This is a genomic window from Nostoc sp. DedSLP03 (assembly GCF_034530815.1).
GTDB lineage: Bacteria > Cyanobacteriota > Cyanobacteriia > Cyanobacteriales > Nostocaceae > Nostoc.
The window spans coordinates 1-17,251 of sequence record NZ_JAVRCK010000102.1; the positions used below are offsets into that span (position 1 = coordinate 1).

The 17,251-nt window shown below is 39.2% G+C and carries 6 protein-coding genes; all 6 read right to left on the minus strand.

Annotated elements, in window-relative coordinates:
• Nucleotides 1–464, minus strand: a 464-nt coding sequence (locus tag RM368_RS32340) for a condensation domain-containing protein (protein ID WP_322697841.1), incomplete at its 3' end; no start/stop codon positions are given.
• 244 nt (nt 465–708) lie between these two features.
• Entirely contained in the window at nt 709–1,470 is a 762-nt protein-coding gene (locus RM368_RS32345; RefSeq protein WP_322697842.1) for a class I SAM-dependent methyltransferase, read from the minus strand.
• 120 nt (nt 1,471–1,590) lie between these two features.
• Nucleotides 1,591–6,273, minus strand: coding sequence for a polyketide synthase (locus RM368_RS32350; RefSeq protein WP_322697843.1), 4,683 nt, complete (start codon nt 6,271–6,273; stop codon nt 1,591–1,593).
• Nucleotides 6,274–6,308: 35 nt separating this feature from the next.
• A complete protein-coding gene (locus tag RM368_RS32355) occupies nt 6,309–10,979 on the minus strand; it encodes a type I polyketide synthase (protein ID WP_322697844.1) in 4,671 nt (1,556 codons plus the stop codon).
• A 65-nt stretch (nt 10,980–11,044) separates the two neighbouring features.
• Complete coding sequence (gene panP / locus RM368_RS32360) at nt 11,045–12,685, minus strand: pyridoxal-dependent aspartate 1-decarboxylase PanP (protein WP_322697845.1); 1,641 nt, start codon at nt 12,683–12,685, stop codon at nt 11,045–11,047.
• Between the two features lie 135 nt (nt 12,686–12,820).
• Complete coding sequence (locus tag RM368_RS32365; protein ID WP_322697846.1) at nt 12,821–17,251, minus strand: MupA/Atu3671 family FMN-dependent luciferase-like monooxygenase; 4,431 nt, start codon at nt 17,249–17,251, stop codon at nt 12,821–12,823.

Consider the following 17,251-nt stretch of genomic DNA (forward strand, 5'->3'; position numbering starts at 1 on the left):
AAAGTTGCTCTGACTAAAAGTCCTTTAGCTAAATTAAAAGGTTTTTTTGCTGACTCTGCTACAAGTTGTTTAACCTCTGATTCCCAATCTTTACCAGACAAATGCTCAAGATTAATAATGGGTAAATCCCAAGTTAATTGGGGTACAATATCCTGTACTGGCTCTCCATTTACAACTGTAAAAGTTGTGCGCCAAACTTCATGACGCTTAAGAATTTCATTCAGACTTTGCTGAAGTACTCTAATATTAAGCTTTCCTGTGATGTGAAAAGCGATGGGAATATTGTAGAACGAACTACCGTGATAAAGTTGGTCAATAAACCATAGTCTTTGTTGGGAGAAAGATAAAGGGATATTCTCAGAGATTTGACGTTTGGGAATAGTATCAGCTTTAAATTTTCCTCCCTTCCATTTTTCTAGAAGAGCTTTTTTCGCAGGTGATAAATTAGAGTGTTGTTTATTCATTGTTAAAAGTTATCTGAAGACTCACTAACTGCAACTGTTTCTTTTGTAGCTAGATAATTATTAATCAGAATTTAAGTGCCGTGACCTAATTCTTGAGGAGGGTAATTTTGTGAGTTTATTAACTTCTATTAGACCAAAAAATTTCGTAATTTTACTACCCTCTTAAAGACGTTTAATGTAAATAGGCTTATAACCTTTACCAATGACAAATGGCAGCCCCAGTAGTTACTTTAATTGCGCCGACTTACTTACGACAAACAAAGCAAGCACTACCTGTTCCCTCTCCAAGTTCAAAATGACTAATTTCTGTAAAGCCCACATTTTCTAAAGCTGACTGAACATCTGATAATAAGTGATCTTTTCTTAGCCAAGTAGTGTCTGAACGCTTCCAAGTTTTGTCTACCAATTCAAACCCGGTGACTTTGATTTCCCACATTCTTTCTTCTGGTTTGTAGTAGAATAACTCAAGAAAAGCGCATTCATCATTGACATAGATATGATTAAAATATCTTTCTTGAGCAAGCTTATACATCAATTCTACTAACGTTATCGTGAACACAAACAGACCATTGTCCTGTAGTGCTGCATATGCGTTTCGGAAGACGGTTGTCAAGTCTTCATTGTTTAGGATGAAAAGTAAAAGATCCATTGAAACAATAGCATTGAAGCTGGATGGTAACTCTAAGTTGCGTATATCACCAAAAATAAATTCACTTTCAGGTGCGTTTGTTCGGGCATAGCGCAATAGTCCTTCAGAAGCATCAAGCCCAGTCATTTGATACCCTTTAAGGTGAAGCTGTTGCACTAAATCTCCACAACCGCAACCAAGGTCGAGAATACGCGCTTCTTTAGAAAGATATGGAAACAATATTTGCTCTAAACAAGGTATTACATCCTCCACTATAAATTGACTTTTATTTTTGAATTCGTTCTGTAAGCGAGCAATCGGATCATAATTTGGAGGATTGCTGGCTAAAGACATAACAGGATTACTTGCTAAAGACATAAACTGTTTTTCCTATTTCTAAGTAAAGGTTTCAAATCAATTCATTTGCAAAAGTGAGAAAAAAAGCAACTCGTATACAAGCTCATAATAATTCAAGGACTGCCTCGCCTTTTACAGTTTCTAAAGGTCAATATCTGCACGATTAGCCAAAAGCAGTTCTACCTCTTCCTCTGATAACTCCTCAATTTTTTCCAGCAGAAGTTGCTCAATCATTTCTGCCTGTTTGACTGGTATCATTGCTTCTAGTAAAAGGTCGCGCAGTGGTAATTCTACAGGAAATTTTTCTCGCAATCGAGAAACTAGTTGAGTTGCAATGAGGGAGTCTCCTCCTAACTCATAGAAGTTGTCATAAATACCAATTTCTGCAATTCCAAGTACCTCTTGCCATATTTCCGTAATTTGTTTTTCCAACTCATTTGTCGAAGCAACATAGGAATTACTAAGGTTAGGTCTGGAGTAGCGCGAGGATGAGTCTATTTGAGAGGAAGATTTTGAATCTGGTTGAGAGTCGAGGTCAAATGTATGCTCGCACCTAGCTTTAAAGTCTACCGTGGAAACAACGACCTGAGTTCCTTTATCTAGAGAAAATATTCGTTTAAATACTTTTACAATTTCTCCTGGAGTAATGGCTAATTCTACCCCAGATACTTGTTCCAATACTTTTTCTTCTTGGGTTGGACTCAGTTGTAATTTGTCCCAATTTAGAGTATACCACGGCAAAGAATGAGTTCGGTTGTGTCGGTTAGTAAAGGTATCTATGAAATGATTAGTTGCTGAATATAAACCTAACCCAAATCCTCCTATAATGGAAGATAAAGAAGAAAAAACGACACAAAAATCTAATTTTCTATTCTGTAATACTTGTTCTAATACAGTAATCTGATGATGTTGGGAGTCAAATAGGTTTTCCAATTCTATATTACCAATTTCTGGAATCGAACTAAATATATTTTCACGCTTGATTCCAGTTGAATAGATAACCCCATGAATTTGACCAATATTCTCAGGTGCAAGACTGTGGCGCATTTGTTCATAATTAGTTATATCTGAACGTACCACCGTAACTTTTGCACTTAATTCCTCTAATGCTAGTAATTTTTGGATTTTGTAACTCACTTCATCTTCTGGAGTGTGAGCTTTGAGCCATTGCGAGAAATCATCCTTTTCTGGAAAATCTAAATCCTCGATAAATATGAGTTTTGCTTGTAGAGATTTTGCTAAATATTCTGCAAGCACAACTTCAATACTTTCTAATCCACTAGGAAACAGGTAAATACCCTGTTTTCTTAACAGTGTTTTTTCTTCAACTACTGACTCTAAGCGAACTGGTTCAAATATTTGTACCCAACGGTAGAAATCACGATAAGCAACAATCAAGTCTGAGGATAGAGCCATGAACTCGCTTAAAAGTTGGTCAATAATATTACTGTTATAATTTCCCTCTCTATCCTCAGAACCTTGATGATTTGTTAAGGCAATATCAATACACCGACAGGTAATATTAGGATATTCTTGAGGAATAACTTTACATAAACCTAATATTGTTGCTTTTTCTGGGTCTAGTTTTTCATTACCATTGACCTCTTGAATGTTGTTCGATATAACCCAAAGTTGTAAGTTATTATCTATAATGGCAGTGCGATCACCTCGGGCGGGGCGTAGCCCATCGCTATTTTTGAGCTTACTAAGGCTCTGCGTTAAAAACAGCAGACTGTTGAATTCTAAATATTTTCTAGATTGACGATTTTCTGGTTTGTTAATGCTCCATAAATAAGCAATATTTTGGGGAAGTTTACCGAATAAAATTAATTTTTTAAACAAAGTATCATAGTCTTCGCATCTATATGGATTAATTGTATAAACACCATCACTTAGTTGACTAAACTTTTCTCCCTGTTTAACCGTAATGACATTTTTACCTTGATTGTTCAACGCATTAATTAGTTTTTCACCAATTCCCAAGTCATCAATAAAAAATAGCCACTTATCTTGTGTAGATTCTATTTGATCAGAGGATGAATTAAGCAGCACAGAGCGTTTCCATGAAGGAACATAAAACCAGTCAGTGATATCTTGTTTATTATCTAATTTTACTGACTTACTATTTAAAGAAGGCGATGGGGATTTAGCATCAATCCAGTATCTTTGTCGCTCAAAAGGATAGGTAGGCAAAGGTAGACGATGACGCTGCTCGTGGGTATAAAATCCTGACCAGTCAATCTCGACACCAGAAAGCCACAACCGACCTAATGTCTGCAACAAAAAGCTAACATCTGATTGTTGCTCTGTAACATGGCGTAATGAAGTCAATACCTGTTGTTTAGCATTTTTATCTAAATGCTGTGTCGTAATCGTGCTTAAAGTTCGTCCCGGTCCCACCTCCAGAAAAACACCTTCAAACTGCTTTAACAGTTGCGATATTCCATCTGAAAACCTCACAGTTTCTCGTAAATGTTGACTCCAGTAATTAGGATTTGTGGCTTGTTCATCTGTAATCCAATTACCAGTAACATTAGAAATAAAACGAATGCGTGGTGGATTCAGTTTGACTTTTTTTACAGCCTCAATAAATGCTTCTAGTATTGGTTCCATCATTTGGGAATGGAACGCATGAGATGTATGTAACAGTTGACATTCAACTTGTTGAGAGGATAATTGATTTTTTAGTATAGCAACTGCCTCGTTTGCTCCAGAAACAACACACGAAGATGAGCTGTTAATTGCTGCTATTTGAAGAGAATTTTTATACAACGTCTCTGATTCCAACAGCAACTGCACATCTTTTTCTGGAAGCCTAATTGCCAGCATACTTCCTGGGGGTACTTGTTGCATTAACTCTCCCCTTTTTGCCACAATCAATAGGGCATCTTTTAGGGAAAATATACCTGCAATAGTCGCTGCGACATATTCCCCAATACTATGACCAATCATCGCTTCTGGATGTATCCCCCATGACATCAATAACTGAGCTAAGGCGTACTCTGTAACAAATAACGCGCTTTGGGTGAGGGCTGTTTGTTGTAGTTGCTTTGCAGCAGTTTCGGTATCTTGTTCGCTGGGGTAAAGTAGGGAGCGGATATCAAGACCGAGGTGAGGTTGCAAAATCACAGCGCAAGTATCTACATGTTTTTTAAACGTCGGTTCTACTTCATATAGTTCCCGACCCATGTTTACATATTGTGAGCCTTGTCCCGAAAACATGAAGATGACTGGCTGTTGTCTATGCTCCTGATATGCACTAAAAACCCGTTGTTGGTCTTGTGTTTCCAGAGCAATTACAGCATCTTTAATGTTCTGGCACACCAACATTTGGCGATAGTTAAAAGCTCTACGACCCACTTGTAGAGTATGAGCCACATTAGCTAGATTTATGTCTGGATATTGTTTTAAATAGCCAACCAAATTTTTAGTTGCAGTTTCAAGTGCTGAGCTAGTTTTGGTTGATACTAATATTAATTGCCAAGGTCTATAATCATCAAAATATTCAATTTTAGGAGCTTCTTCCAAAATTATATGGGCATTAGTTCCACCAAAACCTAAGGAACTAATTCCGGCTCGGCGGGGAATATTATTAGCTTTCCACTCGGTAAGTTTAGTATTGACATAGAAGGGACTATTTGCAAAATCAATTTCAGGATTGGGAGCTTCAAAATTTAAGCTAGGAGGTATTTGTTTATATTTCAATGCTAAAACAGTTTTGATTAGACTTGCTATACCAGATGCTATATCTAGATGTCCGATATTTGGTTTTACTGAACCGATAGCACAAAAGCTATTTCTTTGTGTAAAAGCACGAAAAGCTTTAGTGAGCGCCGCAACTTCCACCGGATCTCCAGTAGCAGTTCCAGTTCCATGAGTTTCTATATAAGAAATATCATCAGCATTAATTCCAGCATTTGCCAGAGCCTCTACAACAACTTCAGCCTGGCCATTTACACTAGGTGCTGTATAGCTAACTTTTAAGGAACCATCATTGTTGATTGCTGAACCTTTAATAACTGCATGAATATAATCTTTATCTGCAATAGCATCTTTTAATCTTTTTAAGACGACTATTCCAAGTCCACTGCCGAAAATAGTACCCTGTGCTTTAGCATCAAAGGCTCGACAATGACCATCAGGAGACAAAATTCCGTCTTCTTGATAGAAGTAACCTGACTTTTGTGGAACTACAATCGTCACCCCACCTGCTAAAGCAATATCACACTCTTCATCAAGTAGACTTTTGCAGGCTAAATGTACAGCAACTAATGAAGTAGAACAATAAGTTTGGATACCTACACTTGGCCCTTTTAAATTTAATTTATAAGAAATATTTGTGGTCAAAAAATCTTTATTCAGAGTATAGTTAGTAGAAATATTTATTAAATTAACGTTTTGATATATATTGTGAAAAAAGTAACTATTTGTACTTACACCAGCGTAAACCCCAATCAAACCTTTATAAGTTTCTGGATCATATCCAGCGTTTTCAAGAGCTGACCAGGCACATTCCATGAAAAGGCGATTTTGCGGGTCCATTACTTCAGCTTCTCTAGGGCTGCAACCAAAGAACCTAGCATCAAAATACTCAATATCTTCTAGTACAGGTGCTGCTTTAACATAATTGGTGTTGTTTATAACTTCCTCTTCCAAATTTAAATCTATTAAGTCATGATTTGATAAAAAGGAAATAGACTCAACTCCATTTTGAAGATTATGCCAAAATTCATCAAGGTTTTTTGCACCAGGGAAGCGACCGGACATTCCCACTATTGCTATATCTAGATTTGCTGTTTGTTCTTGTTTTATTTGAGTAATCATATTTTCTTAAACCAGACAAATTAAATTAAATTTTTTTAGTTACTTTGCATTTTTATCTGCCTTCTTCTCTGTCCTCGGCTTAGTCTTTGTTCAAAAGTATTTTTCTGGGGTTCTTCAGGACTAAAAGTCTTTGCCATAGAGCCAATGTTCGGACATTCATAAAGTTTGGCAACAGAAATCTTTGCATTAAATTCCTTATTTAAGGTTGCAATAACTTGAATCCCTATAAGAGAATCACCGCCAACTTCAAAGAAGTTATCATAGATTCCTATCAGTTCAATTCCCAGAATATTTTGCCAGATATTGGCAATTTTTTGCTCAATTTCATTTCGAGGAGCAACATAATCATTACTTAGTTCAGGTCGGGGATATTTGGAGTAGGATGGATTGACAGTCTCTAAAAATTCTAGGACTTGTGTTTCGTTGTAAGAATTGTACTGTTTTAGTGTGTCCAATAAGTCAGAGGTAGATACTACAATTTGAGGCATTGTATTTCCTAAAATGCGTAGAAAAGCATCTACACCTTCATCCGGCAATATACCTTGTTGAAGATTTTCTATTCGCAATTGTTGGAGTCTTTGGGGCAACTCTGTGTTTGCCGCCATCCCAACTTCTTGCCAAGCATCCCAGTTGATACTTGTAGTGAATCTGCCCTTTTTTGAAGCATTACAATGAGCAAAGGCATCAAGAAAAGAATTTGCTCCACAATAGTCTACCTGTCCAAATTCCCCTAAAATTGAGCTTTTTGATGATGCTAGAATCAGGAAATCTAAGTGAATGTCTTTGACAATTGCATCAATAACTATTGTCCCCTTGACTTTGGGAGCCAGAATACTTTCTGCTTCTGCTTGAGTTTTTCGCTGAATTACACCCCCTCCAGAAACTCCAGCAGCGTGAATAACACCATTGAGTTGACCAAATTGTTGTTGAGCTTGAGCAATAGCACTTCGCATTTGTTCTATGTTGCTCACATCAGCACTGATCATCAAAACTTCTGCACCTAAGTCTTCGAGTTCTTGAACTTTGCGAATTTTGCAGCTAGTGCTATCAGTCTCATCATGAGTAGTGAGCCATTTTTGCCACTCATCTTTTTTTGGCAAACTAGAACGTCCTATCAACACTAGTTTTGCTTGTACACTTCGAGCTAAGTGTTCTGCCAAAACAAGTCCGATACCTCCGAGTCCACCTGTAATTAAATAGACTCCTTTTTCTCTTAGTCGAGGCTTTTCGATATTAGCTTGATCGAAGCGCACTGGTTCAAAAGTTTGCACCCAACGATTCAAACCTCGATAAGCAATTAGCTTTTGGGAATCAGAAACCGTTAGTTCTGCCAGTATTTTTTCTACAAGTGTTTCTTCTTGCCAACTGCCTTTGGGGGGTAGGATAACATCAATACTACGACAATTAATATTTGAATATTCTTGGGAAATAACTTTAATTGGTCCGAGCAAAGTGGCTTTCTCTGGACAAAGCATTTCAGTTCCAGTCACTGAGTGTAGGTCGTTAGAAATAACTGTGATTTTTACTTCATCAGTAGTTTCTTGTCTTCCCAAAGCTTGGGCAAGAAATAGGAGACTGTAAAATCCTATTGTTTGAGCTTTATTAAGTTGTTCAATTGCTAAGTCTTGGTCAATACTAGGTGTGACACTCCATAAATGAACAATGGTTTTTGGGAACTTGTTGTGTTTGAAAAGCTCCTGGATTAGAAGATCGTAATCATGATTATTTTCCGGATTGATAGTATATTGAGACTTATTTAGTAGGGTAAAGTTTTCCCCAAGTTTTACAGTAATTACATCCTGGTTTTGTGTTTCTAATTGTTTGACCAACTTGCTACCCAAGCCACATTCATCGATAAACACCAAAGTGCAAAATTTTTGAGATGCTAATTCTTGATGTTGGAGTTGTAAAGGAGGTAAAGAAGGTTTCCAAAAAGGAATATAAAACCAGTCAGCTATATCAGGTTTTTTACCCAGTGATACTGAAGTGTGACGATCGCCTTGTCCTTGCTTGTTAGGTTCAATCCAGTACCTTTGTCGTTCAAAGGGGTAAGTCGGCAAAGGTAGGCGATGACGCTGCTCGTGGGTATAAAATCCTGACCAATCTATTTCTACGCCAGCCAGCCACAACCGACCTAATGTCTGTAATAAAAAGCTAACATCCGATTGTTGCTCTTTTACATGACTTAATGAAGTTAGTACTTGTTGTTTAGTATTTTTATCTAAATGCTGTGTGGTAATCGTACTTAATGTCCGCCCTGGCCCCAACTCCAAAAAAACGCCTTCAAATTGCCCTAATAGTTGCGATATCCCATCTGAAAACCTCACAGTTTGTCGTAAATGTTGACTCCAGTAGTTGGGATTTGTGGCTTGTTCATCTGTAATCCAACTACCAGTTACATTAGAAATAAAGCGTCTGCGTGGTGGATTCAGTTTGACTGTTTTGATAGCCTGAATAAATGCTGACAATATTGGTTCCATCATTTGGGAATGGAACGCATGAGATGTATGCAACAGTTGACATTCAACTTGTTGAGAGGATAATTGATTTTTTAGTATAGCGATCGCTTCGTCTGTTCCCGAAACAACACATGAAGATGGGCTATTAATAACTGCAATTTGTAGATATTTTTTATACAACGTCTGTGCAGACACCAGCAACTGCACATCTTTTTCTGGAAGCCTAATTGCCAGCATACTTCCTGTGGGCACTTGTTGCATTAACTGCCCCCTTTTTGCCACAATGAATAAGGCATCTTCTAGGGAAAATACATTTGCGATCGCTGCGGCGACATATTCCCCGATACTGTGACCAATCATTGCTTCTGGACGCACACCCCATGACATTAATAACTGAGCTAAGGCATACTCTGTAACAAATAACGCGCTCTGGGTGAGGGCTGTTTGTTGGAGTTGCTTTGCAGCAGTTTCGGTATCTTGTTCGCTGGGATAAAGTAGGGAGCGGATATCAAGACCGAGGTAGGGTTGCAAAATCAGAGCGCAAGTATCTACATGTTTTTTAAACGTCGGTTCTACTTCATATAATTCCCGACCCATGTTTGCATATTGTGACCCTTGTCCTGAAAACATGAAGATAACTGGACAGTGACCTGGGTCATTATGGAGACTAAAAATGCGTTGTGGGTCTTTGCTGTTAAGCGATTTCACGGCATCATCTAGATCCTGGCAAACTACCATGCGGCGATAGTCAAAACCTCGACGACCTACTTGTAGAGTGTAAGAGACATCTGGTAGGGGAATATCGGGGTTTTGCTCTAAATAATCACCCAGTTGTGCTGTTGCAGTGTCTAAAGCCGTGCTGGTTTTGCCTGAAAGCAGTAACAATTGCCAAGGACGCGAGGGACTCGAAGCCTCAATCACTGGAGCTTCTTGCAAAATAACATGGGCATTAGTCCCACCAATGGCTAAAGAACTTACACCTGCTCTGCGTGGTGTTCCGTTGGTTTCCCACTCTGATAATTTGGTGTTGACATAAAAGGGGCTATTGGCAAAGTCTATCTGTGGATTTGGCTCCTGAAAGTGCAAACTAGGAGGTATTTGTTTGTGTTTTAGTGCAAGGACTGTTTTAATGAATCCTGTCACACCTGCTGCTATATTCAAATGCCCGACATTGGTCTTTACTGAACCAATAGCACAAAAGCCTTTTTTATTTGTACTGGCACCAAAAGCTTGTGTGAGAGCTTTGATTTCAATCGGATCTCCCAATATGGTTCCTGTACCGTGTGCTTCTACATAAGTAACAGTCTCAGGTTCGACTTCAGCTAAGGCTAAAGCTTCTAAAATTACATCTCTTTGACCCTCAATACTAGGGGCTGTATATCCAATCTTTAAAGAACCATCGTTATTAACAGCTGAACCCTTGATTACTGCATTGATAAAATCACCATCAGCAATGGCATCCTCTAATCTTTTCAAGACAACTATACCTAAACCATTACCGCCATTAGTTCCTTTAGATTTTGCGTCAAAAGCTCGACAATGACCGTCAGGAGAATGAATTCCTCCTTCTTGATAGTGATAACCTATTTTTTGTACTGTTGTAGTGGAAACACCACCAGCTAAAGCAATATCACTTTCACCATTTAGTAAACTTTGGCAGGCTATGTGGATAGCAACTAATGATGTGGAACAAGCAGTTTGAATATTAATACTTGGCCCTCTCAAGTTGAATTTGTAAGAAATTTGCGTGGGCAAGAAATCCTTTTCGTTTCTATGTAAAATTTGGTAGCTGTCTACTGATTCCATCAAATCTTGATTGGAATATAAGTTTAAAAGTAGGTACATATTTGGAGATGCACCAGCGAAAAGACTTATTTGACCGCTATAATTTTCAGAGTTGTAGCCAGCATTTTCTAAAGCTTCCCAAACACATTCCATGAAAAGACGGTGTTGTGGATCTGTAATTTCAGCTTCTCTAGGTGAGAAACCAAAAAATGAAGCGTCGAATAACTCTATATCTTCTAATACACCGTTTGCCTTCACGTAATCGGGATCGTTGAGCAATGATGGATCTACTCCAGCAGATATTAGTTCCTCATCCGTAAAAAAAGAAATTGACTCTACACCATCCCGCAGGTTTTGCCAAAAAATATCAATGTTTTTTGAACCAGGAAAACGTCCTGCCATACCGATAACAGCTATTTCATCTTCACCAATTAAGTTCTCAGATTGATTTAATTTATTCATTTCCCTCATGTTACTTTATTAAACAGCAACGTCATCAAATCTTTGATTTTAATTTATATCAAATATTAAATTGATATTTTTGCAGCCATTTGGATTTGGTCATTTAAAACCGCTTTAATATCTTCTTCTGTTGTTAACGGATTAGCAATCACTGCACGCATAGCAATTATAGGAATTTCGCTGCCAAAAAGTATATCTTTTTTTGTCGTTCGGGAAATAAAAGTATGACCAATTTGGCGCTGATTTTTTTGTAAACATTCATTAAATCTATTGATGATTTGATTATCTATCTTTGTCAGTTTATTTTTAGCACGCACCTCTCTAAATTGTTTGGGAATATAGCGATAAGTTAATAAATTAGTATCAGGTTCTGCCAGCAATTCAAATTCAGGCATAGCCGAAATACAAGCAGCCATGTATTGAGTTTTTCGGATTCCTTCATTGATCAAAAACTCATATCCCTTAACTCCAATTAGCTTTAAACCGGCGTGTAAAAATAAAGCCATGCCTGGTCGAGAACCTTCTAAAGCACGTTTACCTAAATCAAACGACCCCTTACGCATGGTATAACTAGCCTGTTTTTCGATCGCCCCAGCCAGATATGGATCGCGGAAAAAGACCATACCAATGCCCATTGGCAGATATAGTTGTTTATGTCCATCAATAGTGACTGAATCAGCTTTTTCTATACCAGCAATCTTATGCCGATATTGCTCAGAAAAAATCAGCGGACCACCCCAAGCAGCATCTACGTGAAAATGAGCATTAGCTTCCTGTGCAATTTCTGCAATATCTGTAAGGGAATCAACTCCACCTGAGTCTGTTGTACCAGCAACTCCCACAATTGCAATAATCAGCAACTTTTTGGCACGACAATTTGCAACAGTTTGGCGCAGTGCTTCTATATCAACTCGATTATTACAGTCAGCAGGGATTCTGATCAAACTATGGGTACCAATGCCCATTAAATCCGCAGCTTTATCAAAAGAGAAATGCATCAAGTCAGAGCCAATAATTACTGCTCCTTTATAGCCATAGAAATCTAGAGCAGCTGCTAAACCTTCTTTTTCTACACCAAGAAATCCATCTTTCGGTCCTAGTAAAGCATTTCGCGCACACCAAACTGCTGTGATATTTGCCACTGTTCCACCAGAAACCAAGATTCCCAGTGTACTCAAATTGTTTTGAATATGTTGAGTGTAAAAACCATCAGAGAAATTATAAATTTGTCGATGCAACATAGCCAAAGCTTCACGTTCACAAAAGCTTAGGGCTTTAGCTGTCTCTATTTTGACGGCGTTTTGGTTCATTGCCGTCATTAGTTTAGCCAAAGGGCGTACAAAACTAGGAAGTGCCGAGGTCATGTGACCTATAAATCGTGGCGAAGATGTATGTATTGAATGAGCAACAACATTGTTACCTATGTATTTGAGATAGTTCTCAAAATTAGTCGGCTGAAGAGGAATCTTGCTATCAGAAAACTTTTCTAATAGTGACTCTAAATCCATGTTGGTATTAGAATCAATTGTGCTTAAAAAATCTTGTGATAAACTATCAGTTATTTCATCGATTCGTTTCTCTATAGAGTTTGCTTGATTGCATGAAGCAAACAATTGCATTACTTGTTCTTCTATCTCATTATCTAATGTTTGCTCAGATTCCAAAAAAGAATTTTTGTTTAGCATTTCTTGTTTGCTTGATGTCATATTGGGTTGGTGGCGATTTTTTTATTTCATTTTTGCAGGAAGAATCTTTTGCCTGCTTTTCTCTAAAATCTTCGATTCTACAGTTTCAGCGATCGCCCTTCTTCTTCAATCGCCTTGTTGAGACTAAACATCTTATTACTGTGTTGCGGCTCGGCGCTCTTTCCTAACTTGTTTTCGCCTCTGTACTGAAGCTGTTCTGCTCTCCGAGTGATGAGCAGGTCGTAAAACAGATGTTTCTTCATTAGATTCCTGGCTAAAATATTTAACCAGGTGACTGATAGTCGGATATTGAAACATCTCAACCAAGCTGAAATCTCGCTGAAATACTTTTTGTAACTTGTTAGGAACTTGAATTAAGAGCAATGAATTACCACCAAGTTCAAAGAAATTGTCATGGATTCCCACTCTTTCTACTTGAAGTAATTCTTGCCAAATAGATGCAATCACTTTTTCAACTTCGGTCTTCGGCGCCACATAGGATACCTCTAATTCTGGTCTTGAAGCTTCTGGTGCAGGTAATGCACTGCGGTCTATTTTGCCGTTGGGTGTTAGAGGTAGGGCGTTCAGCGTTACAAAGCTTGAAGGTACCATATACTCAGGTAATCTTTCTTTGATAAACGCTCGTAAGTCGCCGATCGAAAGGGTGGGTTTGTTTGCTATTATTTCGTCAGCTAGGAGGTGCGTTTTTTCTGTGGGTGTGACTTGTGTTCCTTCTGGTTGTTGTGTCGGAACAACATAGGCTACTAGGCGTTTGTCTCCTGATTGCTCCTCTCGTGAAACAACTACAGCCTCCACTACTCCCGGATGTTGACTCAAGATAGTTTCTATCTCACTTAATTCGATCCGATATCCCTGGAATTTCACTTGATGATCTACACGACCCAGAAACTCAATATTACCGTTGGGTAAATATTGTGCCAAGTCTCCAGTTTTATACAGTTTGTTGTTTGGGTTTGTCCCAAAGGGATTAGAAATGAAACGCTCTCTGGTTAACTGTGGTTGGTTTAAGTAGCCACGCACCACGCCTTCGCCGCCAATGTAGAGTTCACCAGGAATACCAACAGGTACTGGTTGTAGATGGCGATCGAGAATGTAAATTTTTGTGTTAACAATGGGGCGTCCGATTGGTATTGTATTACCGACTTCTTGCAAGGGATAGCTTGTAGACCAAATAGTCGTCTCGGTGGGACCATACATATTATAAATTTCTGCTGACAGTTGAGTCCGCAACTGTTCTGCTAGAGAAATGGGTAAGGCCTCACCACCAAGCATCAATTTGCGAAGTGAACCCATCGCACTCAGCGCCTTATAATCCTGAATTAATATTCTTGCAAGAGACGGAGTGCATTGCAGATGTGTCACATTGTGCCTGGCAATTTGAGCAGGTAGGGAATAGTCAGTGTCATCTTTGTCTATTTTTTTGTTGCTCAATTCTCTGACTGTATTTAGGTGATGCAAACTAGATAATACCGATTCCACATCCACACCAAAATCGATTAGACATGCAACCTCATCCACCCCGATCGCCTTGAGCCGATTAATCATCCGCAAACAAGTGCTGGGTGTGCCTAATAAACTGCTCGTTTCAAAGTACCGACTAAAGGCGTAATTCAGCAGTTGCTCTTCTTCTTGTGCGCTAAAGTTCTCTGCATTAATATCGTGACCTAAGCTTTTTCCTAAGTTATTCAACAGACTCAGAGAACTCTTCAAGTACTGGTAAAAAGGTTGCCGCACCTTTTCTCGCACAACACCAATGTCCTCACCCACGAAGGTGTGAATCATCAACGTCACGTGACCTGCTCCCAGTCCATGTCCGTGTTCCTGCCAGGATTGGCGATAAATCGCAATTTTTTCCTCTAGTTCCTCGATATTTTGATCGAGTAAATGGGTAAGCAAGTTGGCACCAATTTCACCCGCTCGACGAAAAGTTTCCGGACTACCAGCTGCTGTAACCCAAATCGGCACTTCCGCCTGAATCGGTTGGGGATGAATCTTCACTTCTACTTCTTTGCCACTACCTCCTGGCAGAGTTATCGATTCTCCGCGCCAGAGTTGGCGGACAGTTTCGATGTCACGAAACATGATTTGGAAGCGATCGCTATACTTCTCTGGTGCTAAGACAAAATCATTGGCGTGCCAACCGGAAGCAAAGGAGATACCAACCCTGCCTCGCGAAAGGTTATCAACTACAGACCATTCTTCAGCAACTCGGATCGGATTTTGTAAGGGTAAAACAATACTACCAGCACGAATTTGAATTCGCTCTGTAATTGTGGCGATCGCTGCACTGACAACGGAGGGATTTGGGTATAGACCGCCAAATTCATGGAAGTGTCGCTCTGGAGTCCAGATGGCTGCAAAGGCGTGTTTGTCGGCAAATTTAGCCCCTTCAAGTAGTAACTGATATTTATCTGTGCCTGCCTGTACCTCGTCACTAGCAAAATAGAAAAGACTAAATGCCATTTCTTTATCTGTGATTTTTTGGTCTACTTCAGTAGCAAAAGTAGTAGGTCTTGAATCACCATTAATCACAACTTGAAAACCGCGTGTCAGCGTCCACAGCAACTCTAACACTGAGATATCAAAGGAAATGCTGGTAACTGCTAGCCAAGTACCTGGACGATCGTTACCAATACTACCGTCCATTCCTGTAAAGAAATTGACAACGTTGCGATGACTGACCATCACTCCCTTTGGTTTACCTGTGGAGCCGGAAGTGTAGATCGTATATGCTAAGTTGTCTGGTGAGAAGGCTGTTGGGGGATTCTGGTCACTTGCGCTTTGAATTATCTGCCAATCTCTATTTAGGCAAACCACCGATGCGCTAGAATTTGGAAGTTTTTCCAGCAATTGTTGTTGAGTCAACAGCACTGGCACTTGAGCATCTGCCAACATAAAAGTTAGGCGTTCTTGCGGGTATGTTGGATCTAGCGGTAGATATGCACCACCAGCTTTGAGGATGGCTAATAGTCCGACGATCATATCGAGCGATCGCTCTACACAAATCCCAACTAATACTTCTGATTTTACTCCTAGCGATCGCAAGTAATGCGCCAATTGGTTAGCTTTCGTGTTTAGTTCGCGGTAAGTTAACTGTTCATCTTTAAACACCACTGCTACTGCATTAGGTGTGCGTTCTACTTGCGCTTCAAATAATTGATGAATGCACTGTTCTTGAGGATACTCAACTTCTGTATCATTCCACTCCCGCAGCAATTGAGATTTTTCTTGTGCAGTCAGTAACGACAAATCTCGAAGTTGTTGTTCGGGATTGGCAACTATACTTTCTAATAAAGTCTTTAAATGCCCTAATATCCGATTAATTGTCGCACTATCAAAACGACGGGTATCATACCCAATCGACAGTAATAAATCTGAACCAGGATATACCTGTAGAGTAAGAGGATAATTCGTCTTTTCAAATATCCTAGTTTCACCTATTATCATGCTTTGAGCTAGCTTTTCTCCAGTATCATCTACTAAATAGTTATTAAAAACTAGAAGACTCTCAAATAGTGGCAACCCACGAGGAATTTCACTCCATTGTTGAATCTGTAACAGTGGACTATACTCGTACTGACGCATTTCTACTTCTTGAATTTGCAGCTTTTTCAACCAAGGTACAAGCAAATCATCAGCAGGGATTTGTACTCGTAGCGGCAATGTGTTGGCGAAAAGTCCCATCATCGACTCTGCTTCTGCCAATTCAGTCGGTCTGCCTGAAGATGTGGCACCAAAAACTATATCTGACTCACCGCTATAGCGGCTTAAAAGTATAGCCCAGGCTCCCTTGAGTAGAATGTTTAAAGTAAGGTGATACTTTCGCGCCAGAGAATTCAAGGCATCTGTGGTTGTTACCGAAAGTCGGGTTTGTTGACAATCATGGTCTTCATCTTCGCTAGAGAAAGTATCAACAGCTTTGTCCATCATTAGTGATGTCGATACTGTAAATCCTTTAAGCATTTCGCGCCAGTAAATTTCAGCCTTTGATATATCTTGCTGCTGTAGCCAAGAAATGTATTCTTTAAAGGGACGAGGACTTTCTGGATGTAAATCTTGACCTTTACAAAAGGCATTATAGAATTCATAAAATTCTTTCCATAGCCATGTTAAAGACCACCCTTCCATCAATATATGGTGATAGCTGAAGACAAATTGATAAGCGTTATCAGCTACCTGAATTAATGCCAAATGCATCAGTGGAACCTGAGAAAGTGTAAAGCCTCGTTTGCGATCTGCTGCTAAAAAAACTTCTAACTGCTTTTCTTGTTCCGGCAAAGAAAGTTCGCGCCAGTCTTGAAAATCCCAAGGCAAATCTACTTGTCGATACACCACTTGATATGGCTTATCAAGATTTTCCCAGTAGAAAGAGGTACGCAAAATCGGATGCCGATCTAAAACTCGCTGCCATGCTTTGTGGAAAGCTGGAACATCAACTTGAGTTTGTAAGGCATAGCAAAACTGCTCAAAATACATCCCCGAATTAGGTGTAACCAGCGTGTGAAAAAGCATACCCTGCTGTAAGGGTGAAAGTTCGTATATATCTTCAATATTATTTTGGTTCAT